The following is a 23,653-nucleotide window of genomic DNA, read 5'->3' as shown; positions in this document are numbered from 1 at the left end:
TCTTGTGGAAGGAGTTTCCAGCTTAGCGCCGGCCGGCGCGGGACAGAACCCCGGGCGCTTCATCCCTGCCGACTTCCAGCGTAGACTGCTCCTGACCCTTCGCGGAGAGCATCCGATGCGTAGATGGCTGCTGTTGCTGCTGCCGGCGGCGCTGGCCGGCTGCCAGGTGACGCCGACGACCCTGCCCGTGGCCGAGCCTGCCCCGGCTGCCGAGTGCCGCTGGCCCGCCGGGTCCGGCGACAGCCTGGCCAGGGCCGTCACGGCCCTGGAGGCGGAGGGCTTCCTGGTGCGTCACACCGATGCGTCGCTGGGGCTGGTCAGTGCCGAACGCGCCCGAAACACCATCTATCACGACAACGGCGTCGAGCGCCTGCCCCGCTTCGGCGGCTTCGTGCTGGGCGGCAGCGGCGGTCATGTGTCCTCCGGCGTGATGATCGGGCTCGGCACGGGCTTCGGAGTGGGCGTCGACGAGGCCACGCGTGTCGAGAGGGTCTCGGTGGTGGTGGGGGAGCAGCAGGTGCAGGTGTCCCGGGATATCCGCATCATCGACTGGCGAGGGGCACTGCGCGAGTCGCGCAGTGCCAGCGATGCCGACTTCTGCCGCGACCTGCGCGATGCCATCGAGGCCGTACCGCCACAGGAGGCCCCATGATGCGTACCCCCCTCGTCATCCTGCTGGTCGCCTGGCTGGCCGGCTGTGCCACGCCCGCACCGCCTGAGCCCCGCGAGATCCACCTGGCGGCGACACCCGAGGCCACCCTGCGCGAGGCCATGGAGCTGCTGATGGAGCGCGGCTACGTGATCCGCCATGCCGACGGCGACTTGGGTCGCCTGGAGGCGGTACTCGGCCGGATGCCGGGTTACGGCGTGTCGCTGCGCGTGGCCGGCCAGGGGGATGGCAGCCGGGTCAGCTTCATCGCCACCCGGGGTGGGCGGCCCCTGCCACCCACCGTGCTGGACCCTCTCCTGACTGACCTGCAGTCGCGGCTGGGGCTGTTACCCTGATGGGTCCCAGATGACGACAAGGCCGCCGATGATTCCTTACCTGGTGTCCCCTCGCCTGATCGGAATGCTCTGCCTCGCCGCTGGCCTTCTGTTGCCGCTGGCGGCCGCGGCTCACCCCCATGGCTGGATCGACCTGCGCATGCGCCTGGTGCTCGATGGCGAGGGACGGCTGCAAGCCCTTCAGCAGTCCTGGCGCCTGGATCCCTTCTACAGCCTGGTGCTGCTCGAGGAGCTCGGCCGGGAAGCGGGAGGTGGTGGCCTCGATGCCGGCCTCGACCAGCTGGGCAGCGATATGCGGGAGACCCTCTCACCGCAGGGCTATTTCACCGAGCTGACCCTCGAGGGGGGCAGGGTCGAGCTCGGCGAGGTCGACGACTACACCGTGCTGGAACGGGAGGGACGGATCGAGTTCGTCTTTCTGCTGCCGCTGGCTGAGCCGCTGGACATGGCGGGAGAGACGCTGCGCTACCGGGTGTTCGACCCCAGCTACTATATCGAGGTAGTCCACGAAGCCGAGGGCGACACGCCGCTCGAGGATGCCCTGGTGGTGGGCGGCGAGCTCGCTTGCGAGACGCGTATCCGGGCGGCCGAGCCCGATCCCGAGCGGGTCATGGCGGCGGCGATGCTCGACGTCGATGACGAGGCCGAACCTGGCCTGGGGCGCCACTTCGCCGAGACCGGGGAGGTGTCGTGCCGTTAGCCCTCAAGCGTCTGGTGTGGCTGGCCGGTGGGCTGTTGCTCGCCCTGCTCGCCTGGCAAGGGGTGTTTCAGGGGGCCCTTCAGGAGCTCAGCCTGCAGCTGGTGGCCTGGCAGCGCGACTTCCACCGGGCGCTGACCCTGGCCATCACGGGGCTCTCCGGCACCCCCTCGCCGGCCACCTGGGCGACCCTGCTCGGCATCAGCTTCGGCTACGGCGTCTTCCATGCCGCCGGTCCCGGACATGGCAAGGCCGTGTTGACCACCTACCTGCTCTCCCAGGGCGGTGCCCGCCGTCGGGCCCTGGCCCTCTCCTTCGCCGCCTCCCTGCTGCAGGGGCTGGTGGCCATCGGCCTGGTGCTGGGGCTGGTGCATGGCCTGGGCTGGCTGACGCGCCAGGCCATGGGAAGCGTGGCCTGGGTGGAGCAGGCAAGCTTCATCATGGTGACCCTGCTGGGTGCCTGGCTCTGCTGGCGGGCCATCCGCCAGCTGCGAGGCAGTGCGGCCGTACCGTCGGTCGCGCCGGCAGGAGGGCATCATCGTCCCCATGACCATGACGCCGACCACGCTTGCTGCGGGGGGCATCACCACGTGGATCCGCAGCGTGCCGGGGACTGGCGCACGGCCCTGATCACGGTGGTGGCCATCGGCATCCGCCCCTGCAGCGGTGGCGTACTGCTGCTGGGAGCGGCCACCCTGCTGGACAACTTCATGGTCGGGGTGGCGGCGGTGCTGGTGATGGCGCTGGGCACGGCACTCACCGTCTCGGCACTCGCGCTGGCCAGCGTGTTCGCCCGAGGCTGGGCAGAGCAGCGGCTGGCTGCCCGGGTCACGGGCCAACGCATCGGCAGGCTGCTGGGCTGGGCCGCCCTGGCGGGCGGGCTGGCCATCATGGCCCTGGGGGTGTCGCTGACCGCGACCGGCGTCGGCCAGCCGGCCAGTGCGCCGCTGCTGGGCGAGCCGCCGTCGACTGCGCCCCTCTTCGGCGGTTAGCCCTCGGAGGGCGTCAGGTCCAGCCCCTCCACCTCTGCCAGGATGCGGGCACGCAGGTCGGCCAGGCGGTCCAGGTCGTAGGCCTCGGCCTGGCCATGGCCCCACACCGGCGCAGGCCAGGCGGCGTCCTCGCGGCGCCGAACGATGACGTGCACATGCAGCTGTGCGACGACATTGCCCAGGCTGGCGATGTTGAGCTTGTCGCCGCCCAGGGCCTCGAGCATGGCCCTGCCGACCGCGCTGGCCTCCCGCCACAGCTGCTGCTGGTTCGGGGCGTCGAGCTGGAACACCTCGCTGACCTCGAGGCGGCGCGGTATCAGCACCAGCCAGGGGAAACGGGCGTCGTCCATCAGCCGCAGCTGGCACAGCGGTAGTTCGGTGACCGGGTAGCTGTCGTTCACCAGGCGGGCATCGGGTTCGAAATCCGACATCACGGGTCTCCTTTCGCGTCGGCTGTCCCTGTCTCCGTCATCATGGCACACCCCCTCCCGCATCGGGGGACAGATTCCCCCGGCAGGGCGGCCCCGGTATGCTGGGCGGCCTATCTCCGACCCGCCAACAACGGACGCTCTCATGACGCTGCTCGAGGCGCTTGCCCTGCTGGCCATCGGGACCCTGGCCGGCTTCATCAACGTGCTCTCCGCCGGGGGCTCGATGCTGACCCTGCCACTGCTGATGTTCCTGGGGCTTCCGCCCCAGGCGGCCAACGGCACCAACCGGGTCTCGATCGCGCTGCAGAGCATCTCCGCGGTGACCAGTTTCTTCCGCGCCGGTGCCCGCTACCTGGGGCTGTCGCTTCGGCTCTCGGTGCCGGCGGTGGTCGGCTCCATGCTCGGCGCCTGGCTGGCCCTGCAGACCGGGGATGCCCTCTTCGAGGCGATCCTGATCACGGTGATGGCGTGCTCGGCGGTGCTGATGCTGCTCCCCCAGCCGCGCCTGGAGACCCGGACGCTGACCGCGGAGCGCCTCACGCCGGCGGTCTACCTGGCCATGTTCGCCATCGGCCTCTATGGCGGCTTCATCCAGGTCGGGGTGGGCATCCTGTTCATCGTGGTGCTCTACCGCATGCTGAAGATCGACCTGGCCCAGGTGAACGTCTTCAAGGTGCTGATCATCCTGGTCTACACCCTGCCGGCCCTGGCCATCTTCCTGGCCAACGACCAGGTGCGCTGGGGCTACGGCCTGGTGCTGGCGGCCGGCAGCATGCTGGGGGCCTGGCTGGCGGTGAAGGTCAACATGAGTCCGCGCGGGGCCTTCGTCGTCAAGTGGCTGACCATCGCGGTGATCCTCGCGATCATCCTGCGGCTGCTGCTGGGGTGAGCCCACTGGGCACTTTCGCCGAACCTGCTAGATTGAAGGGGACAACCTGTGTTCCATCTCGGGAACGGCAACGAGGACGCCATCATGAAACGGACGATATCGCTGATCCTGGTCTCACTCTTCACCCTCTCTCTGCTCGGCGGCTGTAATACCATCCGCGGCGCCGGCGAGGACATCGAGGAGGGCGGCGAGGCGATCCAGCGCTCGACCAGCTGACGCGTTCACGCCTGTGCAGGTCGGCGCGTAGGCTGCTAGGCTGTGATTGCCATTGCTTCACGGCAAGGAATGGATCCCTGAAACCGTTAAGGAGAACATGCCATGAAGAAAGCGATCGCCATGAGTTTCATGCTGCTGATGACCGCTGGCCTGCTCGCCGGTTGCAATACCCTGGAAGGCGCCGGCCAGGACGTCGAGCAGGGTGGTGAGGCCGTGCAGGATGCCGCCAGCTGAGCGGGTCATCCGGCATGGCAAGCCTGCCTAGGCTGGCTCGGGCACGCCCTTCGGCGTGCCCGTTTTGTTTAATCCCTCGACAGGATTTCCCCCCACTAGCTGGAGCTGCTGCATGTTGCTCGCCTGGAAACCCTGGCTGGCCGTCGCTGGCCTGTCGCTGATGACCGCCTGCAGCGCCACCAATGAGCCCGCGGTTCCCCGCGAGCCGGCGCCGAAACCTCCCCGTGTCACCGATGGCGAGGATGCCTGCGGGGCTGGTCGCGTCCAGGACCGGGTCGGGCGCCACTTCGACGCGGCGCTGGAGGCATCCCTGCGTGAGGCGAGCGGTGCCGATGCCCTGCGCGTGATGCGTCCCGGCGAGGCCCATACCCTCGATTACCGGGCCGAACGCCTCAACGTCCGCCTGGACGAGCGAGATCGGGTCACCGCCCTGGAGTGCGGCTGACGCTCTCCCCTGTCAGGGGTCGCCGTGCTCGGCCTGGGTGCGCCGTTCCTCTTCCTCGGCCTGCTTGCGCAGCTTCTTGCGCAGGGCCGCCTTCTCGAAACGCAGCTTCTGCAGGCGTGTCTCCAGCTTCAATGGCGGGACGCGCGCCGGCTTGCCGCTCTCGTCCACGGCCACCATGGTCAGGTAGCAGCTGTTGGTGTGGCGGATCACCTTCTGGCGGATGTCCTCGGCCACGACCTTGATGCCGATCTCCATGGAGGAACTGCCGACATGGTTGACGCAGGCCAGGAAGGTGACCAGTTCGCCGACATGGATCGGCTGCTTGAACAGCACCTGGTCGACGGAGAGCGTCACCACGTAGTGGCCGGCATAGCGGCTGGCACAGGCATAGGCCACCTCGTCGAGCTTCTTGAGGATGGCGCCGCCATGCACCTTGCCACTGAAGTTGGCCATGTCCGGGGTCATCAGCACGGTCATCGACAGCTCGTGCTGGCCGCTCAGCGGTTGGTCGTCCATCGTCATGCTCCCTTGAGGTTTCCTACAGCATAACGCCTTGCCCCCGCGGGGGGAGCAAGGCGTTCGGTGTCGCGGGTTCGGACCCGGGATCAGAACCAGGTCAGGCCCACGGCGATGATGATGCCGGTGATGAACAGCTGGATCAGGCAGAAGCCCATGATGTCCTTGGCCTTGAGGCCGGCGATGCCGAGCACCGGCAGGGCCCAGAAGGGCTGCAGCAGGTTGGTCCAGGCGTCTCCCCAGGCCACGGCCATCGCTACCCGGGGAATGTCCACGCCCAGGGCCTGGGCGGCGGGCAGCATCACCGGCGCCTGCACGGCCCACTGGCCGCCACCGGAGGGCACGAAGATGTTGACGATGCCGGCACTGATGAAGGACCAGAAGGGCAGGGTGGTCTCGGTGGCAAAGGAGATGAGGGTCTCCGACATGCTCTCCGCCAGCCCCGACTGCACCATGATCGCCATGATGCCGGCATAGAAGGGGAACTGGATGACGATGCCGGCACCGCCCTTGATCGCCTCCTGGAGGCTCTCGAGCAGGCTGCGCGGCGTGCGGTGCAGCACGATGGCCAGCGACAGGAAGAGGAAGTTGACCACGTTGAGGTTCAGGCCGCCGTTGCGGAAGACGAAGTGGTCGAGCAGGAAGAGCACCCCGGGGATGCCTACCAGCCAGGCCAGGGTCGTGCTGTTCTCCAGGCGTTCGGCGGGACGCGTGATGCGCACGCGCTTTTCCTCGTCGTCACCCAGCAGATTGGGGTCGATGTAGACGCTCTCGTTCTCGTTGGGGAGCATCAGCCGGTTGACCAGCGGCACGGCGATGAACAGGCAGGCCACGATGGCCAGGTTGAACAGCGAGAAGATGGTGTCGCCGGTGCCGATCACGCCGATCTGCTCGGCGGTGAAATGGCCGTCGGTGGCGATGGTCAGCGGGATCGAGCCGGCCAGGCCGCCGTGCCAGACGATGAAGCCGGAATAGGCGCTGGCCACCAGCAGGCGGTAGTCCACGCGTACCAGGCGGGCCAGCTCCTTGGCGAACAGGGCGCCGACCACCAGGCCGAAGCCCCAGTTGATCCAGCTGGCGACCAGCGACACCAGGGTGACCAGGATGATGGCGCTGCCGGCGTTCTTCGCCAGGCCGGCGAGTTTCTGCAGCAGGCGCTTGACCGGCGGGGAGCTGGCCAGCATGTAGCCGGTGACCAGCACCAGCAGCATCTGCATCGAGAAGGTCAGCAGGCCCCAGAAGCCGTCGCCCCAGAAACGCATCACCGCCAGCGGGGTCTGGCGCTCCACGGCGATGGCCGCGGCGGCGGCGATGATCGTCAGCAGCAGGACGAAGATGTAGGGGTCGGGCAGGTAGCGTTCGACCAGCTTGACGGCCGGTCTTGATAGGGCCTTGAGCATGAGGGTTCCCTTCTTCTGTTGTCGAATTGTCGCGTGCCTGACAGAAAGTAGCGCAACCTCAGAGGGTTGCGCTACCCGGCAGGATGGACTCCATCAACGCCGCCGCCCGTGGTGGGATCGCGCCAGCGGCTGCGGCGATGGTGCCGGTAGTAGGCCACCAGCACCCCCGAGCGCACCACGGCAAAGGCCAGGAAGGCCAGCCACAGGCCGTGGTTGCCCAGTGGCGTGGTCAGCCACCAGAGCGGCAGGTAGACGGCGAGCCCCGCATAGATGCTGTTGCGCATCTCGCGGATCGCCGTGGCGCCGATGAAGACCCCGTCCAGCAGGTAGCTCCATACCGCCACCAACGGCATGACGACCATCCAGGGCAGGTAGTCGCCGGCGGTGGCGCGCACCTCCGGCAGGCCGGTGAGCAGCGCGATCAGCCACTCGCCCCCCAAGGCGAAGGCCAGCGCGGCCAGACCCGCCGTGACCAGCGAGAAGCGGGCGGCACTGCGGACCACCTGGCCGAACTCGTCGAAGCGCCGGCGGCCCACGGCACGGCCGGCCAGCGCCTCGGCGGCATGGGCGAAGCCATCCAGGGCGTAGCTGGTCAGCATGATGAACTGCAGCAGCACGGCGTTGGCCGCCAACACGGTGTCGCCCTGGGCGGCGCCCCGGGAAGTGAAGAAGGCCATGGCGAACAGCAGGCCCAGGGTGCGCACGAAGAGGTTGGCGTTGACCCGGAAGAGTTCGCCATAGGCGGCCAGGCGCAGCAGTCGCTCGCGCAGGAAGTGCCCCGACAGCCACCTGAGCTGGCGCGAGACCAGCCAGAGGCCGAAGGCCAGTGCCGTGTAGTCGGCGAGCACCGTGGCCCAGGCCACGCCGTCGCTGGTCATGCCCAGCCCCACCACGAACAGCAGGTCGAGGACGATGTTGACGCCGTTGGTCAGCACCAGGATGGACAGCGTTACCCGCGAGTTCTGCTGGCCGAGGAACCAGCCGAGGATCGCGTAGTTGGCCAGCACTGCCGGGGCGGAGAGCAGCCGGATGCGGGCATACTCCGCGGCCAGTTCCGTGGCCACCTCGCTGCCGTCCAGCAGCCACAGTCCCAGCGTCACCAGCGGGCCCCCGGCGAGGATCAGTCCCAGGCCGATCACCAGGGCGAGCAGCAGCGACTGGCCGAGCAGGTTGCGTACCTCGCCGTCCGCCTCGCGGCCCACCGCCTGGGAGGTGAGGCCGGTGGTGCCCATGCGCAGGAAGCCGAAGCCCCAGTAGAGGAAGCTGAACAGCGTCGCCCCCAGGGTCACCCCGGCGAGATAGCGCGAGTCGGGCAGGTGGCCGACCACGGCGGTATCTACAAGCCCGAGCAGCGGCACGGTGATGTTGGAGAGAATGATCGGCCAGGCAAGCGCCAGGATGCGCTGTCGCGTGCCGGGGGTGGTCGTGGGCGACGTCACGGCGGGTCCCTTGGCGGTGAAACGGGGCAGGGTGGCGCGTCCCGCCCCGGAACGCAACGGCCCCGCCGGTTGGCGGGGCCGTCGAGTGGGGTGAGACAGGGGCTAGAAGCGGTAGCCCAGGCTGGCGGAGAAGAGATCGATCTCGAGGTCCTCGCCGCTGTCGCTGATATCGTAGCGCTCGTACTCGGCGCGCATCATGATCCGGTCGATCTCGTACTCGGCGCCGATACCGTAGTAGGGGTCGGTTCCGTCCTCGCCAGTGGAGCCTCGATAATAGGTGCCATCCACTGTCGCGTTGCCATCTATATCGGCATCCCAGGCGATCATGCCCAGCTTGCCGTGGACACTGAAACCATTCTGAATCGGCAACTTACCGACCAGAGCTGCTGTAAAGCCATCAATACCGAGCTCCAGATTGACGCTATCACCGCCCGAAGCGCCACTGGCAGAGAAATCTCCAAGGTCTACATAGTTAGCTTCTACAGCGAAATTGGGGTTGAACTGGTAGCCGGCAAACAGCTTATAGCCGGTATCGCTGTCATCGGTATCGAGCCCCAGATTATCCAGTTCATCCAGGGTGTCACTATCCATCGTGGCATATCCAATCCCGGCCCCCAGATAGGGCCCCTCGGCAGGGCTGTACTGATAGCTCTGGGCGAAGGTGGGGCTGGCGACCAGGCCGGCCAGGGCGGCGATGGCGATCAGGCGTTTCATCATGCGCTCCTTTGCATGCTGGGGCAGGCGGGCCTGCAGTTGGGCAAGCGGCAAAAGCCGGCTACCCTGATGTAAGATCCTGTGAAAGGATGTAACCTCGATGATTCTAGGTGCTAATTCGAATGAATGCCACGGTCCGGCAGCGGCCGGCAGGGTGACAATCCAGGCGACAGGGCAGGGAGCGAGAATGATGAAGCGACTGGGCAAAAGCACGATGTTCGCCATGCTGGCGCTGGTGATGCTGCTGGGCAGCCTGCCGGCCGTGGCGCAGGGAGAGCGCATGGAGGTCCAGCCCAGCGGCGGGGAGATGATCGCCGATGCGCTCGTCGCCCGGCCGCTGCTGGCGGCGGCCGCGGTGGGCGGTGCGGCGATCTTCCTGGTGTCGCTGCCGTTCACCGCCCTTGGGGGCAACGTGGACGGGGCGGCGGAGACCCTGATCAAGACCCCGGCCGAGGCAGCCTTCCGGCGCTGCCTGGGGTGCAAGGTGAGTCGGCGCGCCGACGAGATGTAGGCCCTCTGCCGGCGACGGTCACTCCCTCGACCGGCGTTCCGGGCCGTTCAGCTGCGGTATCAGACGACGGCGCCCCGCTCATTGAGCGGGGCGCCGTCGGTCGTGCTGGCGTGGAGCGGGGTCAGGCCGCAGTGATGAGGTGGTACTTCTCCATCAGCTCGTCACGGCTCTCCTTGTGCGCCGGGTCCAGCGGAATGCAGTCCACAGGGCAGACCTGCTGGCACTGTGGCTCGTCGTAGTGGCCGACGCACTCGGTGCACAGGCCAGGGTCGATGACATAGATCTCTTCCCCCGGCGAGATGGCGCCGTTGGGGCATTCGGGTTCGCAGACGTCGCAGTTGATGCACTCGTCGGTGATCATCAGGGCCATGGGGTACCTCACGGATGTCGCTGGCCGGCAAGCGGTCCCGGGAAAGGAGCAATCCCGAGTTTCCTGGTCAGGTATTGTAATGGCTCTTCAGCGTCTCGGCGACCCTGGGATGCACGTGCTTGGAGACATCGCCGCCGAGCCGGGCGATCTCGCGCACTAGGGTAGAGGAGATGTAGGAGTTCTCCACCTCCGGCGTCAGGAAGACCGTCTCCAGCTCCGGCATCTGGGCGCGGTTCATGTTGGCCAGCTGCAGCTCGTACTCGAAGTCCGACACCGCCCTCAGGCCGCGCAGCAGCACGCGTGCCTGCTGCTGCTTCATGAACTCGGTCATCAGCCCCGAGAAGCCGACCACCTCGACGTTGTCGAGGCCGGCCACCACCTCCCGGGTCAGGGCGATGCGGGTATCGAGGTCCAGGGCAGGCCCCTTGCCGGGGCTGGTGGCGATGGCCACCACCACCTTGTCGAACAGCCGGGCGGCGCGCTCGATCAGGTCGAGGTGGCCGTTGGTGATGGGGTCGAAGGTGCCGGGATAGACGGCGGTGTTCATCACGCGTCTCCGTCGTCGAGTCGTCCGAAGGGGTTGTCCACGGTCAGCGAGACTTCCCGCGCATAGCCGGGGATGCGGATGGCATCGCGGCCGACATCGAGCTCGGGCCCCTCCAGCACGCCCTCGCCGAAGCGGTAGCGGGCCTCGAAGCGGCCTCGGTCGGCGGCCTGATGATAGGCCGCGGCGACCTCCCGGGTGCCCTCGCGGCGCGCTTGCCAGGCGGCCACGGCGGTCTCGCCGTGACGCTGCACCATCAGCCGTTCGGTCACCGCGGGGGATAGCACCACGCCGGTGGCATTGTTGCCACCGAAGCCCTTGGCGTTGATGAAGGCGGCATCGGCGATGAAGGGCAGCGGGTCGCGGAACAGCCTCAGGCGCTCGGCATGGACGTCGTCGGCCACGGCATCCAGGGTGAAGATGCCCGGCAGCAGCCCGTGGGCGAAGCTGCCCAGGGCGCTGGTCAGCTGGTCGCCGGCGGCACTGCCCTGGGAGTGGCCGACGAAGGCCTTCACCGCCACCACCGGCCACGCCGTGATGCCGTGGGCGCGGGCCACCTGGTCGAAGACGTGGGACTCGGTAATGCGGTTCTTGGGCGTGCTGGTGCCATGGGCATGGAGGAAGGTGCGCTCGCGCAGGGCCTTCTCGCCGAGCATGTCGCGCACCAGTGCGGCCGCCTTGGCCAGGGAGATGTAGTTGCCGATGCCGGGGGCGGAGATCGAGCGCTTCCAGCCGTCGGCATTGACGAACACGCCCGGCACGCTGCCGAGGACCTCGGCACCGGTTTCCAGGGCCAGGGCGTCGTCCATCAGCATGATGAACTGGCTGGACTCGCCCATGGTGAAGCCGCAGTTGCGGGCGAAGGGCCGGCAGGCCCGCTGGTAGTCGGCGTCGGTGAGCAGCTCCAGGGCATCCAGCGCCTTGAGGCCGTCGTCATCGGCCAGCGCGCCCATGGTGCGGAAGCCCTCGATGACCTCGGGCGTGATCGGGGCATCGGCGGTGCCCACCAGCACGACCCGGCGGCGGCCGGCACGGATGTCGTCCACGCCCAGGCGCAGGTTGTAGAGGAAGCTGGCGCAGGCGCCGAGTGCCGCCCCGGTGCCGCCCACGCTGCCCAGCACGTAGGCATTGATGAAGTCAGCGGGCATCTGGCCGTAGCCCAGCGGCATCTGCTTGGAGGTGGCGCGCTTCCCGGAGACGAAGCTCTTGAGCAGGCCGCCCCAGCCCTCGTCGTCGAGCTGGCCGATGGAGTTGCCGGCGTAGACGGCGACCTCGTCGGGGTCCAGGCGGTCACGCAGCCCGTCCCACTCGAGGCCGCTGTCGCCCAGGCAGTCGCTGGCGGCGAAGACGGTCATGGAAAGGCCGCGCGGGTGGTGCACGCTGCGGTAGAGCCGGCTGGGCTCGAAGCCCGTGGGCAGCTGGCCGGCGGCGCGCACCTGGGCCGGGCGCGTCTCCGGCAGCATCACCTCCATGATGCCGGCCGGGACGGTGACCTCGAGGCTCTGGCGGTCCAGTTCCTGGACCTGCCAGGTGGGGGGCAGGTCGTCGGGCAGTTGCCGGCGACGGATGCGGAAGGTGAGTGGGGTGTCCAGCGCGAGGCTCGCCTTGCGGTTGGCCGGCAGGCCCTCCTCGTTGAAGCGGGGATCCTCGATGCGCCGGATCAGGGTGTGGTCGAGCACCTGCTGGCGGGTCTGCGCGACGATCCCGGCGGCGTCCAGCGGCCGTCCCTCGGCGTCATGCCAGGCACCATCTGCCTGGCAGTCGGCCAGGCGCATCATCGCCGCCAGGCCCAGCAGGGTGCGGGCCTGGTCGTCGTCGGGCAGGGCGTCGAGCACGGTACGGCGAAACGCCTGGTGGCCCGAGGTTCGGCCGGCGGGATTCACGCCGCCCATGCCGACGATCACCGGTAAGTGTGGCAAGCCGGGTTCCTCGTTGTGCGGTTGATATCGTGGCTGCATGTGTCGCTGTCAGGCCATGGATCATAGCACCCGGCCCGTGGCGGCGTCATGCCGGCGCCCCTGCGCGGCGGGCTTGCGGCTGGTAGAATGCTTGCCCTTTCCGTTTGCGCCGAGCCCGCTGCCATGACTGCCCGTTCGCGATCCATCGTCAGCCGCCAGACCGGCCCCCACCAGGACCTGGCCCGCCGCGTGAGCCGGGCTCTTGAGCATCCGCTGCGCAGGCCACTCGCCGGGCATACCCGCGAGGCCTTTGGCCGGGCCAGGGACTGGCTCGAACAGCGTGGCGAGACACCGTTGATCCTGGATGCGGGATGCGGCGTGGGGCTCTCGACGCGCCGGCTGGCCGAGCAAACCCCGGCCGCCGCGGTGATCGGCGTCGACCGCAGCGCCGACCGCCTGTCCCGCGACCATGGCCGGCTGCCGGACAACGCCCTGCTGGTGCGGGCCGACCTGGTGGACTTCTGGCGCCTGGCCCTGGCCGAGGGCTGGCGGCCGGCGCGCCACTACCTGCTCTATCCCAACCCCTATCCCAAGGCCGCCCACCTGAAGATGCGCTGGCAGGGGCATCCGGTGCTGCCGGTGATCCTGGCGCTGGGCGGTCGGCTGGAGCTGCGCTCCAACTGGCGGCTCTACGTGGAGGAGTTCGCCCTGGCGGTGACCCAGGTGACCGGGGTGGCGGCCGAGGCAGAACCCTATGTGCCGGGCGAGGCCTGCCTGACGCCCTTCGAGCAGAAGTACCATGCCAGCGGGCAGGCGCTCTGGCGGCTGGTGGTCGAGCTGCCCCACGACCCGGGGCTGGTGCCCGGGGGCGCACTGCCGGCCGCCGGGGAGGAAGAGTGATGGCATTCCTGTTCCTGGCCCTGGCGATCGTCGCCGAGGTGGTCGCCACCAGTGCGTTGAAGGCCTCCGAGGGCTTCAGCCGGCTATGGCCCAGCGTCACGGTGGTGGTCGGCTATGGGCTGGCCTTCTACCTGCTCGCCCTGGTGCTGCGCACCATGCCGGTGGGCATCGCCTACGCCTTCTGGGCGGGACTCGGCATCGTGCTGGTGACCCTGGTGGGCATCCTGGTCTATGGCGAGAAGCCGGACCTGCCGGCACTGCTGGGCCTCGCCATGATCGTTGGTGGCGTGGTGGTGATCCAGGTGTTCTCTTCCGTCTCGTCCCATTAAGCTGAGGCCTCTCATGCTGCCTGGAGGTCCCATGCGCCGTCGCCCGCTGCTCTGCGTCCTGCTGATGCTGCTGCCGCTGTTCGCCCAGGCGAGCGGCTTTACCCGCCTGGCGGAGCTCGCCGACAAGGGCTTCCTGCTCGGTGCCGAGGCCCGCCTGCTGGACAGCGGCGAGCTCCTAGGTGCCATCGAGCCCGAACGCCAGCTGTCGCCGGCCTCGGTCTCCAAGGTCTACCTGGCGGCGGCGGCGCTGGACCGCTGGGGCCCCCAGCACCGCTTCTCCACCCGGCTGGTGAGCCTGGCCGAGCCCGATGCGGACGGGGTCCTGCACGGTGACCTGGTGCTCGACGGCGGCGGCGACCCGATGCTGACCAGCGAGGACCTGTGGCGCCTCACCCAGCGACTCCACCAGGCCGGCGTGCGTCGGGTCGAGGGGCGCCTGGTGGTCAGCCAGTGGCGCTATGGCCCGGTGGAGTGCATCACCACCGACCGCTGCCAGGCCCACTCCCGGGTGGCCAACGCCTACAGTGCGCTGCTCTCCTCGGCCGGGGTGAACCACGGCAGCTGGTGCGTCAGCGTGGCACCCGCCGCCGTGCCCGGCGACCCCGCCCGCATCACCAGCTGCGACAGCCAGGCGCCGATCGTCGGGATCGACAATCGCGTCGAGACCCAGCCCGACGACAGCGGCACCCGGCTCAATGCCGAGCGTGTGCTGCGCGACAGCGGCGACGTCATGGTGGTGAGCGGACAGATCTCTACCAATGCCCGTCCCCGCACCATCTACCGCGCCAGCTCCGACCCGGCGCGCCAGAGCGCGGCCACCCTGCTGGCGATGCTGGAACAGGCCGGGATCGGCGTGCGCGACGGTGCCGGCGTGGCCTCCACCGAGCCGCCGGCCGAGGCGCGCGCCCTGGCCTACGTGGAGAGCGAGCCGCTGCAGGAGCTGCTGCTGCGTACCCTCAACCACTCCAACAATTTCATGGCCGACCAGCTGGCGCTGAACCTGGTGGAGTCGCCCCGCGCCGGCCTGGTGCAGGCTGGCGGGGCGCTGGAGGCCTTCGTGGCCGGGCTGCCCGACCACGGGCCCGTGACCCTGCGCAGCGGCAGCGGCCTGACCCCGGAGAACCGCACCTCGGCGGCGGGCATCACCGCCCTGCTGGAGAGCATGTACCGCCGGCCGGCGCTCTTCCCCAGCTTCGTCGCGGCCCTGCAGTCGCCGGCCAACGGCGTGATGCGCTTCCTGCGCCGCGGCTCGATGACCTTCCAGCAGCATGTCATGCTCAAGACCGGCACCCTCAACCAGCCGGTGGCGGTGCGCGCCGTGGGCGGCTACTTCCGCACCCGCAGCGGGCAGTGGGGCGTGTTCGCGGCGCTCGTCAACGGCACCTCCAGCACCCCCTGGCTCAACTGGCAGCAGGTGCTCGACCCGCTGGCCGCCGACCTCGAGGCGATGATCGATGCCCACTGAACCCCCGGAGCGCGCGACATGAAGCCAGGACACACCGGCTGGCGGCACCTGGTGCACTCCACCTGCTACTCCCTCAAGGGCCTCAGGGCGGCCTTTCGCAACGAGGCCGCCTTCCGCCAGGAACTCGGGATCGGTGTGGTCCTGCTGCCGCTGGCCTGGTGGATCGGCCAGGGTCCGGTGGAGTGGATCCTGCTGGTGGGCAGCTGCCTGCTGGTGCTGATCGTGGAGCTGCTCAACAGCGCCATCGAGAACGTGGTGGATCGCATCGGCACCGAGCTCCACGAGCTCTCGGGGCGCGCCAAGGACATCGGCTCGGCGGCCGTGATGCTGTCGCTGATTACCGCTGGCCTGACCTGGGGGTTGCTGGCCTGGGAGAAATTCCTCGGCTAGGCCGGGTTATGGGGCGGGGCAGGCTTCGCTATGCTGGAGGCATTCGTGAACCGGATGCGAGATGCCCATGGCCCTGCCCGATGACTTCCTGCCGCTGGATGACATTCCCGAGCCCCTGAGGGCTCCCCTGGCGCATGCCCGTGACCGGCTGGCGAGCTCGCTGCAGCAGGCCGACAATCTGGCCGACATGAACGGCAGCGACTCTCCGCTGGAGGACTGGCTGGCGCTGTCGGATTCGCGGCGCGGTGAACTGGCGAAGGTGCTGGCCATCTCGACCTTCGCCGCCGAGACCCTGGTGCGCTATCCGGAGTGGCTGTTGCACCTGGATGCCAGCGGCGAACTGGATGCGACGCCCTCCGCGGAGGCCCTGCGCGACTGGCTCGACGAGCGGCTGGAGGCCGCCGAGGACGAGGCGGCCCTGCATGGGGCCATCCGCCGCTTCCGCCGCGCCCGCATGCTGGGCATCGTCTGGCGTGACCTGACCCGCCCCCCGGGCATCGACATGTGGGCCACCAGCGGCGCCGTGTCACGGCTCGCCGAGACCTGCCTGGAGGGCGCCCTGGCCTGGCTCGAGGCCCATTTCGCGCCGCGCTGGGGGCACCCCGCCCCGCGTCGCGACGGCAGCGAGCAGCGGCTGGTGGTACTGGGCATGGGCAAGCTCGGCGCCGGCGAGCTGAACCTCTCCTCCGACATCGACCTGATCTTTGCCTTCCCGGAGAAGGGCGAGACCGAGGGCGGGCGCAAGTCCCTGGAGCACCAGGAGTATTTCACCAAGCTTGGCCAGCGGCTGATCACCGCCCTGGACGCGGTGACCGCCGACGGCTTCGCCTTTCGCGTTGACATGCGCCTGCGCCCGCTGGGAGATGGCGGCCCCCTGGTGGGCAGCTTCTCCTCGCTGGCCGGCTACTACCAGGACCAGGGGCGCGAGTGGGAGCGCTACGCCATGCTCAAGGCGCGACCGGTGGCCGGCGACCGGGATGCGGGCGCCGAGCTGCTCTCCAGCCTGCGCCCCTTCGTCTATCGCAAGTACCTCGACTTCGGTGCCATCGAGTCGCTGCGCGAGCTCAAGTCGATGATCAACCGCGAGGTGCGGCGCAAGGGCATGCAGGGCAACATCAAGCTCGGTCCCGGGGGCATCCGAGAGGTGGAGTTCGTCGTCCAGGCCTTCCAGCTGATCCGTGGCGGCCGTGACACCGAGCTGCAGGTCACCTCGCTGAAGACCGCCCTGGAGCGCCTGCCCGAGCTCGGCCTGCTGCCCCAGGAGGTCGTAGACGAGCTGCTGCCCGACTACGTCTTCCTGCGCGACCTGGAGCACGTGCTGCAGGCCCTGGAGGATCGCCAGACCCAGACCCTGCCCGACGACGACATCGACCGCGAACGGGTGGCCCTGGCGCTCGACATGGAAGACTGGCCGGCGGTGATGGCACGCCTCGACGAGGTTCGGGAGCGGGTGCGCCGTCACTTCGATGCGGTGATCGCCGAACCCGAGGAGGAGGTGGAGGAGGCCGATGACGCCGACCAGCCCACCGGTGCCGTCGGCCTGGAGGAGTGGCGCGCGATGTGGCGCGGCGAGCTGGAGGAGGACGAGGCCCGGGAGCTGCTGGAGGAGGCCGGTCTGGCGGAGCCGGAGGCTGCCCTGCGGCGGCTGCGGGCGCTGCGCCAGTCCCGTCAGGTGCAGGCCATGCAGCGCATCGGCTTCGAGCGGCTCGAGGCCCTGCTGCCGCTGCTGCTCGATGCCGTGGCGGGAAGCGAGACCCCGGACCTGGCGCTGGAGCGGGTGCTGCCGCTGGTCGAGGCGGTGTTGCGACGCACTGCCTACCTGGCGCTGCTGCGCGAGAACCCGGATGCCCTGGGGCACCTCATGAAGCTGTGCAGTGCCAGCCCCTGGATCGCCGAGCAGATTGCCCGACATCCCATTCTGCTCGACGAGCTGCTGACTCCGGAGACCCTCTACACGCCGGCCGACAAGGAGCGCCTGGCCGACGAGCTGCGCCAGGCCCTGGGCCGGATTCCCGAGGAGGACGAGGAGGCCCAGCTCGAGGCGCTGCGGGTCTTCAAGCATGCCCAGGTGCTGCACGTGGCGGCCTCCGACATCGCCGGCACCCGCCACCTGATGAAGGTCAGCGACTACCTCACCTACATCGCCGAGGTGGTCCTGGAGGCGGTGCTGGCCATGGCCTGGAAGCACCTGACCCGCAAGCACGGCTTCCCGGAGCGCCGCGAGGGCGGGCGCTGCGACAGCGAGCCCGAGTTCCTGGTGGTCGGCTATGGCAAGCTCGGTGGCATCGAGCTCGGCTACGGCTCCGACCTGGACCTGGTGTTCCTCCACGACGGCGCCACCCAGGGGAGTACCGACGGCAAGCGACCCATCGACAATGCCGTCTTCTTCACCCGGCTGGGCCAGCGCATCATCCACTTGCTCACCGCGGTGACGCCGGCGGGTAGCCTCTACGAGGTGGACATGCGCCTGCGCCCCTCGGGCAACTCGGGGCTGCTGGTTGCGACGCTCTCGGCCTTCGCCGACTACCAGCGTGAGCAGGCCTGGACCTGGGAGCACCAGGCCCTGGTGCGGGCCCGGGTGGTGGCCGGCCATCCGCGCCTGGCCGAGCGCTTCGATACGATTCGCGGCGAGATCCTCGGCCGAAAGCGGGACCTCGAGGCGCTGCGCGAGGAGGTGGTCAAGATGCGCCACAAGATGCGTGACCACCTGGGCGGCAAGAGCGGGGAGGGCGAGTTCGACCTCAAGCACGACCCCGGCGGGATGGTCGACATCGAGTTCCTCTGCCAGTACGCCGTGCTGGCCATGGGCGATGAGGCGCCGGAGCTGCTGGCCTACAGCGACAACATGCGCATCCTCGAGACCCTGGAGGCCACCGAGCGCCTGCCGGCCGAGACATGCCAGCGGCTGCGCGAGGCCTACCTGGCCCTGCGCAGCGCTGCCCATCGCGCCTCGCTGACCCGCGAGCCCGTTCGTGGACGCGACGAGGCGTTCCAGGAGCACCGCCAGGTGGTGATCGAGGCCTGGCAGCGGCTGCTGGAACCGCAAAGTCACTGAGCGCGCCGCGCTCGATACGGTGCGCGGCAAGCAGGCCATCGATGCCAGCTGGCTGACGCCGGTGGCCTGATACCCCACTCACCTTCTCCCCGCCCCTCGAGAAGTGAAAACCCGGCGCCTCGCCTGTGATCTTCAGGCGGGGCGCCTTGAGTCCGCACCATCGCGGTGCCGCGATCACGAAATTCCTCAGTAACCGTTGCCTTGCTGCTTCCCCTTGCCTTTACAGCGGGTTAACGGGCCGCCGTGCCGCCTTCTCCCTGCCATTGCCCCTTCCTGAGGCGGAGCGAGCCGAAAAAGTATCCAGATTGGTCATTTCGCCAGGATGGTCGCGTTGCGGTGAATCAAGCCGCGGCCCTAAGCTCCCCCTGACCCTGACAAGCCCCTCCGGCGAGTCGGCGAGAGCAAACTAAAACAAAGCAGGTGACAACATGATCTACAAAACAGCGCTAGCGACCAGTGTCATGATTCTCTCCGCGGGCCTTGCCCAGGCCGAGGAGTCCTACCGCATCGGCATCACCCAGAACAATGTCGGTGTCGACAGCTACCAGACCACCTACGAGAGCGCCTTCGAGGCAGCCGCCGACAAGCATGGCAATGTCGACGTCGTCGTGCTCGATGCCGGCGGTGATGTGGCCCGCCAGATCGGCCAGGTGCGCAACCTCATCCAGCAGCGTGTCGATGCCATCATCATCTGGCCGACCAACGGCCAGGCGGTCATCCCGGCCATCCGCCAGGCCCACAAGGCTGGCATTCCTGTCGTGGTGACCAATTCCAAGATCGCCGAGGCGGGGCTTGACTACATTGCGGCCTTCTCGGGTCCCGACAATGTCCAGCAGGGGGCCTCTTCAGCCGAGATGATGTGCGAGGCCCTCGACGGTGAGGGTCAGATCGTACAGATCGCCGGCCAGCCGGGGTATACCACCGCCATGGAGCGCTCGAAGGGCTTCGAGGACAAGCTGGCCGAGGCATGCCCCGGGGTCGAACTCGTGGAGACCCAGCCCGCCGACTGGAACCGTGAGAAGGCCCAGCGGGTCATGGAGAACTTCCTCACCAAGTATGACGACATCGACGGCGTCTATGCCGGCGATGACAACATGGGTGTCGGTGCCCTGAATGCCGCCAAGAGTGCCGGCCGTGCCGATGAGATCGTGTTCATCGGTGCCACCAATTTCGCCGTGGGTTACGAGGCCATCGAGCGTGGCGAGTACTACGGCTCCATCTACCAGTCCCCGGTCGATGACGCAGAAGCGGCGCTCCAGACGGCCCTCGATGTCCTGGCGGGTGAAGAGGTGCCGAAGATGAACTTCTTCGAGACACCTAAGATCACCGCCGACAACCTGGCCGAGTTCGACAAGCCCGTGTTCTGAATATCGCAAGCCTAGGGGCACGAAAGGAACTCGTGCCATCCCGCGTATCCCTGGCCAATGGCTCCGCAACGGTCGATGAAGGCCCTCGCGGAATACCGAAAACCACACTCCGTTGGCCTTGACGAATGGTCAGAAAATCACTCGCTTCGGTGGCATGCCCCCGGGTATGCCAACGGGGCGTCGACTGCAACGGAAACATCCTGGCCTTCAGTCTGTAGCGCCAACAAAGGTGAGTATCATGGCTTCTGTAGAACAAGGTAAACAAGCCATCATGCTGAATAAGAAGTATAAGGCAGGTCTCCTGAACTTTCTTTCCGCTCAGGGCATCCTGGTCTTCTTCCTTATCTGCATGTTTGCTTTCTCGCTGTTCTCCGAACAGTTCCTTTCCCAGTCAAACATCATGACGGTGGTCCGCCAGGCCTCGATCATCGGCATCATTGCCGTGGGTGTCACGGTGGTCATCATCGGCGGTAACCTGGATCTCTCCGTCGGGTCGATGCTCTCCTTCTCGACGGTGCTGGTCGTCGACCTGCATGACAAGATCGGGCCGGCCGGTGCCATCATCCTGATGTTCGTCCTCACGCTTCTGATCGGGGCCGTCAATGGCTTCCTTATCGGCTTCATGAGGCTGAATTCGCTGATCGTCACCCTGGCGATGCTGTCGGCGATCCAGGGACTGGTGCTGATCTACAGTGGCGGGAAGAACGTCGATATCGCCAACCAGAGCGACACCTGGTTCGCCTTCTTCGGACGAGGCTATGTGCTGGGTATTGCGGTCCCGGTCATCCTCTTTGCCTTGCTGGCGATCATCGTGCAGGTCGTCATGTCCTATACCAGCTATGGTCGTCGCATCTTCGCCGTCGGCGGTAACCCGGCTGCTGCCGTCTATTCCGGTATCCGCAAGAACTGGTGCGTATTCAGTACCTATCTGATCTCGGCCTTCTGCGTGGCCTGTGCCGCTCTGGTGCTGGGTTCGCGGGTCATGGGGTCACAGAACAACGTCGGGCAGGGCTACGAACTGCTGGTGCTGGCCGGGATCATTCTCGGGGGAACCAGCCTGCTGGGCGGGGCAGGGAGTGTCTGGAAGACGATCATCGGGGTATTGATCCTGGGCTTCATCCAGAATGGCCTGCTGCTGCTGGGGTATCCCTATTACACCCAATGGCTCGTCACCTGGGTGATCATCATCCTGGCGGTGTGGCTGGACCTTGCCAACAAGCGCAAGCGTCTGTTCACGACTCACTCCTGAACCTGGTGATCAACATGATTAACATGAAGGATTTTCTCAAGGGCAGTGGCTTCATCCAGCCGATCTGGGTGTTTGTCATCGCCATTACCGTCTTCTTCAGCTTCATGTCGGAGTACTTCCTCTCCGTCGGAAACCTGAGCAATATCCTGGTCCAGACCTCGACCATCGGGCTGATCGCCCTGGGCATGACCTACGTGATGATCAACGGCAACATCGATCTCTCGGTGGGGGCCGTCCTGGGCCTGGCGGCATCATTGTCGGTCGGCCTTCAGGACTATGGCATCACCATCGCGGTCATCGCCGCTCTGGCATCGGGCCTGGTACTGGGTGCCATCAATGGCCTGATCGTCTGGAAGACCGGCGTCAACGCCTTCATCGTGACGCTGGGGGCCATGATCGGTGTCCGTGGCCTCATCTTCGTCTACACCGAAGAGCAGTCCTTCTACGCCACCAACTTCGCCTTCTCCGACTTCGGGGCCGCCTCGATCGGGCCATTTCCCGTGCTCGCCATCATCTTCCTCGTCTGCACCCTGGTGATGCACCTGGTGCTGAAGAAGACCGGCCATGGTCGCAACACCTTTGCCGTGGGTGGCAACCCCGAGGCGGCCCTGGATGCGGGTATCCGCATCGGTCGTCACATGATGATCAACTTCATCATCGTCGGGTTCTTCGCTGCTTTGGCCGGTGTGCTTCTGGCGACACAGATGGGGGCCGCCACGCCGAACCTGGGCCGTGACTACGAGCTCTGGACCATCACCGCCGTGGTGCTCGGCGGCACCAAGCTGACGGGCGGATACGGCAGTATCACCGGCACTCTGGGTGGCGTGCTGGCCATCGGCATCCTGCGCAACGGCATGAACCTGATGCAGGTGCCGGCCTTCTACGTGCTGGTCATTCTCGGCGCCATCCTGATCTCGGTGCTGATCATCGACCAGCGGCTCAACGTCCATGCCAGCAAGGGAGTCAGCATATGAGCACTGCAGCCATGAACCGGAACGCCGCTCACGGTGCGAGTTCCTCGAGCCCCGTGCTGTCGTTGATCGACATCACCAAGAAGTTTCCCGGTGTGGTGGCCCTGAACAAGGTCAGCTTCGATGTCAGGGCGGGCGAGGTCCATGCCCTGCTGGGCGAGAACGGCGCCGGCAAGTCCACCCTGATGAAGGTGCTGGCCGGCAAGCACCAGCCCAACGGGGGGAAGATCATCCTCGCTGGCGAGGAGAAGTCCTTCGAGAACCCCAAGCAGGCCAAGAAGAGTGGCATCGTGCTGATTCACCAGGAGCAGTCGCTGGTCCCCGAGATGTCGGTGGCGGAGAACATCTTCCTGGGCAGCCTGCCGCTGAAACGGGGTAATCGCGTCGACTGGAAGAAGCTGCATGCCGACAGCACCGAGATACTCAAGCGCCTCAAGTGCACCTTCAGCTCCCGCGACATGGTCAGCAACCTCTCCATCGCCAAGAAGCAGATGGTGGAGATCGCCCGGGCCCTGGTCTTCACGCCGCGGATCGTGGTCTTCGACGAGCCGACGGCATCACTGACCGACCACGAGAAGCCGGTGCTCTACGACATCATCCGCAACCTCCAGGAGCAGGGGGTCGGCATCGTCTACATCTCGCACCGCATGGACGAGATCTTCCACCTCTCCCAGCGCATCTCGGTGCTGCGTGACGGCGAGTACAACGGGACCCTGAACACGGCCGAGACCAGCGAGGATGAGGTCACCAAGCTGATGATCGGCAGGACCCTCGAACTCGATCATGCCAGCAAGCCCAGCGAGTTCGGCGAGAAGATGCTGGAACTGCGTCACCTCACCGTGAAGGGAGTGTTCGAGGACATCAGCTTCAACGTCCGCAAGGGTGAGATCGTCGGCATGTACGGCCTGGTCGGTGCGGGCCGCTCCGAGGTCGCCGAGACGATCTTCGGTCTGCGCCAGCCATCGGCCGGCGAGATCCTGCTCGAAGGCAAGGCCGAGACGATCCGCTCCAGCCACGATGCGGTCGTCAAGGGCATCGCCCTGGTCCCCGAGGATCGCAAGGATCAGGGCCTGATCCTCGGCATGAACTGTCGCGACAACATGACCCTCTCGGCGCTTGGCAGTGTCTCCTCCATGGGCTTCATGAAGACCGGGGAAGAGAAGGTCGTCTACGACAAGTACCAGCAGGCGATGAAGATCAAGACGCCCAGCTGGCGCCAGAAGGTCGGCAACCTGAGTGGCGGCAACCAGCAGAAGATCGTCATCGGCAAGTGGCTGCATACCCATCCCAAGCTGCTGATCCTGGATGAGCCGACCCGCGGCATCGACGTGGGCTCCAAGGCCGAGATCCATGCGCTGATCAAGGAACTGGCCCGGTCGGGCTATGCGGTGCTGGTGATCTCGTCGGAAATGCCCGAGGTGCTGGGTGTCAGCAACCGCATCATCGCGATGTACGACGGCCGGGTGACGGCAGAATTCGACGGCGATGCGGTCTCCGAGGACAAGCTGGTCCAGGCCATCACCGGACAGAACGTCACGGACGCCCGCGGGCCAGCCCCGGCGGCCTCGGCCTGATGGGCCCACGCGCCCCGCGCCCGACCTTCCCACGCAATCACGAGGACACCAC

Annotated in this window: 26 protein-coding genes; 18 read left to right on the top strand and 8 right to left on the bottom strand. The window is 67.3% G+C overall.

Translation table 11 applies throughout. From position 1 onward, the window contains the following. Positions 1-115: 115 nt before the first annotated feature. The 4 genes from DFP85_RS15090 to DFP85_RS15075 are packed head-to-tail and all read left to right on the top strand — an operon-like array spanning position 116 to position 2,694. The gene (locus tag DFP85_RS15090) at positions 116-652 is read left to right on the top strand and encodes a hypothetical protein (RefSeq protein ID WP_133637255.1); all 537 of its coding nucleotides are present in this window, start codon (positions 116-118) and stop codon (positions 650-652) included. Further along, positions 649-1,005 (top strand): hypothetical protein, encoded by a 357-nt coding sequence (locus tag DFP85_RS15085; protein ID WP_133637254.1) that lies wholly within the window; start codon positions 649-651, stop codon positions 1,003-1,005. The genes DFP85_RS15090 and DFP85_RS15085 overlap by 4 nt, the downstream gene beginning before the upstream one ends. Positions 1,006-1,015: 10 nt before the next feature. Then, a complete protein-coding gene (locus DFP85_RS15080) occupies positions 1,016-1,705 on the top strand; it encodes a DUF1007 family protein (RefSeq protein ID WP_243737316.1) in 690 nt (229 codons plus the stop codon). Continuing rightward, complete coding sequence (locus DFP85_RS15075; RefSeq protein ID WP_133637253.1) at positions 1,696-2,694, top strand: nickel/cobalt transporter; 999 nt, start codon at positions 1,696-1,698, stop codon at positions 2,692-2,694. The genes DFP85_RS15080 and DFP85_RS15075 overlap by 10 nt, the downstream gene beginning before the upstream one ends. On the opposite strand, the gene DFP85_RS15070 is transcribed toward DFP85_RS15075, so the two are convergent. Beyond that, positions 2,691-3,125, bottom strand: coding sequence for an HIT domain-containing protein (locus tag DFP85_RS15070; RefSeq protein ID WP_133637252.1), 435 nt, complete (start codon positions 3,123-3,125; stop codon positions 2,691-2,693). The two genes, DFP85_RS15075 and DFP85_RS15070, sit on opposite strands and share 4 nt — an antisense overlap. A gap of 142 nt (positions 3,126-3,267) precedes the next feature. Between DFP85_RS15070 and DFP85_RS15065 the strand changes: the two genes are divergently transcribed. The 4 genes from DFP85_RS15065 to DFP85_RS15050 all read left to right on the top strand — a co-directional run bounded on the left by DFP85_RS15065 (position 3,268) and on the right by DFP85_RS15050 (position 4,909). Next, positions 3,268-4,014 carry a sulfite exporter TauE/SafE family protein gene (locus DFP85_RS15065; RefSeq protein ID WP_133637251.1) on the top strand — a complete coding sequence of 249 codons (747 nt, stop codon included), beginning with the start codon at positions 3,268-3,270 and terminating at the stop codon, positions 4,012-4,014. Between the two features lie 84 nt (positions 4,015-4,098). Next, on the top strand, positions 4,099-4,230 hold the full coding sequence (locus DFP85_RS15060) for an entericidin A/B family lipoprotein (RefSeq protein ID WP_133637250.1): 132 nt from the start codon (positions 4,099-4,101) through the stop codon (positions 4,228-4,230). Between the two features lie 102 nt (positions 4,231-4,332). After that, positions 4,333-4,464, top strand: coding sequence for an entericidin A/B family lipoprotein (locus tag DFP85_RS15055; protein WP_106230228.1), 132 nt, complete (start codon positions 4,333-4,335; stop codon positions 4,462-4,464). A 112-nt stretch (positions 4,465-4,576) separates the two neighbouring features. Further along, positions 4,577-4,909, top strand: coding sequence for an I78 family peptidase inhibitor (locus DFP85_RS15050; RefSeq protein ID WP_243737315.1), 333 nt, complete (start codon positions 4,577-4,579; stop codon positions 4,907-4,909). Between the two features lie 12 nt (positions 4,910-4,921). On the opposite strand, the gene DFP85_RS15045 is transcribed toward DFP85_RS15050, so the two are convergent. The 4 genes from DFP85_RS15045 to DFP85_RS15030 all read right to left on the bottom strand — a co-directional run bounded on the left by DFP85_RS15045 (position 4,922) and on the right by DFP85_RS15030 (position 8,978). Next, the gene (locus DFP85_RS15045) at positions 4,922-5,431 is read right to left on the bottom strand and encodes an acyl-CoA thioesterase (RefSeq protein ID WP_133637249.1); all 510 of its coding nucleotides are present in this window, start codon (positions 5,429-5,431) and stop codon (positions 4,922-4,924) included. Between the two features lie 83 nt (positions 5,432-5,514). Continuing rightward, entirely contained in the window at positions 5,515-6,825 is a 1,311-nt protein-coding gene (locus DFP85_RS15040; protein ID WP_133637248.1) for a short-chain fatty acid transporter, read from the bottom strand. A 71-nt stretch (positions 6,826-6,896) separates the two neighbouring features. Beyond that, positions 6,897-8,264, bottom strand: coding sequence for an MATE family efflux transporter (locus tag DFP85_RS15035; RefSeq protein ID WP_133637247.1), 1,368 nt, complete (start codon positions 8,262-8,264; stop codon positions 6,897-6,899). Positions 8,265-8,366: 102 nt separating this feature from the next. Next, entirely contained in the window at positions 8,367-8,978 is a 612-nt protein-coding gene (locus DFP85_RS15030) for a porin family protein (protein ID WP_166644649.1), read from the bottom strand. Positions 8,979-9,165: 187 nt separating this feature from the next. On the opposite strand from DFP85_RS15030, the gene DFP85_RS15025 reads away from it, so the two are divergent. Next, positions 9,166-9,489 (top strand): hypothetical protein, encoded by a 324-nt coding sequence (locus tag DFP85_RS15025; RefSeq protein WP_243737314.1) that lies wholly within the window; start codon positions 9,166-9,168, stop codon positions 9,487-9,489. Between the two features lie 121 nt (positions 9,490-9,610). On the opposite strand, the gene DFP85_RS15020 is transcribed toward DFP85_RS15025, so the two are convergent. The 3 genes from DFP85_RS15020 to DFP85_RS15010 form a co-directional block, all read right to left on the bottom strand. Then, complete coding sequence (locus DFP85_RS15020) at positions 9,611-9,859, bottom strand: YfhL family 4Fe-4S dicluster ferredoxin (protein WP_106232471.1); 249 nt, start codon at positions 9,857-9,859, stop codon at positions 9,611-9,613. Between the two features lie 67 nt (positions 9,860-9,926). Further along, entirely contained in the window at positions 9,927-10,406 is a 480-nt protein-coding gene (gene coaD, locus DFP85_RS15015; RefSeq protein ID WP_106232470.1) for a pantetheine-phosphate adenylyltransferase, read from the bottom strand. Then, entirely contained in the window at positions 10,406-12,295 is a 1,890-nt protein-coding gene (locus tag DFP85_RS15010; RefSeq protein WP_133637280.1) for a beta-ketoacyl synthase, read from the bottom strand. The genes coaD and DFP85_RS15010 overlap by 1 nt, the downstream gene beginning before the upstream one ends. A 189-nt stretch (positions 12,296-12,484) precedes the next feature. Here DFP85_RS15010 and trmB point away from each other — a divergent pair, with 189 nt between their 5' ends. The 9 genes from trmB to DFP85_RS14965 all read left to right on the top strand — a co-directional run bounded on the left by trmB (position 12,485) and on the right by DFP85_RS14965 (position 23,601). Further along, on the top strand, positions 12,485-13,201 hold the full coding sequence (gene trmB, locus DFP85_RS15005) for a tRNA (guanine(46)-N(7))-methyltransferase TrmB (RefSeq protein ID WP_133637245.1): 717 nt from the start codon (positions 12,485-12,487) through the stop codon (positions 13,199-13,201). Then, entirely contained in the window at positions 13,198-13,530 is a 333-nt protein-coding gene (locus DFP85_RS15000; protein ID WP_181243640.1) for a DMT family transporter, read from the top strand. The genes trmB and DFP85_RS15000 overlap by 4 nt, the downstream gene beginning before the upstream one ends. 31 nt (positions 13,531-13,561) lie before the next feature. Continuing rightward, positions 13,562-14,995 carry a D-alanyl-D-alanine carboxypeptidase/D-alanyl-D-alanine endopeptidase gene (gene dacB / locus DFP85_RS14995; protein WP_133637244.1) on the top strand — a complete coding sequence of 478 codons (1,434 nt, stop codon included), beginning with the start codon at positions 13,562-13,564 and terminating at the stop codon, positions 14,993-14,995. Between the two features lie 18 nt (positions 14,996-15,013). Continuing rightward, a complete protein-coding gene (locus DFP85_RS14990) occupies positions 15,014-15,385 on the top strand; it encodes a diacylglycerol kinase (RefSeq protein ID WP_133637243.1) in 372 nt (123 codons plus the stop codon). Positions 15,386-15,452: 67 nt separating this feature from the next. Continuing rightward, the gene (gene glnE / locus DFP85_RS14985) at positions 15,453-18,440 is read left to right on the top strand and encodes a bifunctional [glutamate--ammonia ligase]-adenylyl-L-tyrosine phosphorylase/[glutamate--ammonia-ligase] adenylyltransferase (RefSeq protein WP_133637242.1); all 2,988 of its coding nucleotides are present in this window, start codon (positions 15,453-15,455) and stop codon (positions 18,438-18,440) included. A 428-nt stretch (positions 18,441-18,868) separates the two neighbouring features. Continuing rightward, on the top strand, positions 18,869-19,807 hold the full coding sequence (locus tag DFP85_RS14980) for a sugar ABC transporter substrate-binding protein (RefSeq protein ID WP_133637241.1): 939 nt from the start codon (positions 18,869-18,871) through the stop codon (positions 19,805-19,807). Between the two features lie 238 nt (positions 19,808-20,045). Next, positions 20,046-21,056: an ABC transporter permease gene (locus DFP85_RS14975; protein ID WP_243737313.1), complete on the top strand. Its 1,011-nt coding sequence runs from the start codon at positions 20,046-20,048 to the stop codon at positions 21,054-21,056. A 14-nt stretch (positions 21,057-21,070) separates the two neighbouring features. Continuing rightward, positions 21,071-22,030 (top strand): ABC transporter permease, encoded by a 960-nt coding sequence (locus DFP85_RS14970; RefSeq protein ID WP_133637240.1) that lies wholly within the window; start codon positions 21,071-21,073, stop codon positions 22,028-22,030. Then, positions 22,027-23,601 carry a sugar ABC transporter ATP-binding protein gene (locus DFP85_RS14965; RefSeq protein ID WP_243737312.1) on the top strand — a complete coding sequence of 525 codons (1,575 nt, stop codon included), beginning with the start codon at positions 22,027-22,029 and terminating at the stop codon, positions 23,599-23,601. Before DFP85_RS14970 ends, DFP85_RS14965 begins: the two co-directional genes overlap by 4 nt. The last annotated feature ends 52 nt before the right edge of the window (positions 23,602-23,653 follow it).

Origin of the sequence: Halomonas ventosae (assembly GCF_004363555.1) — a bacterium.
Taxonomy (GTDB): domain Bacteria; phylum Pseudomonadota; class Gammaproteobacteria; order Pseudomonadales; family Halomonadaceae; genus Halomonas; species Halomonas ventosae.
The sequence above is the reverse complement of the archived record's forward strand: the minus strand, read 5'-3'. Positions and strand labels throughout refer to the sequence as shown.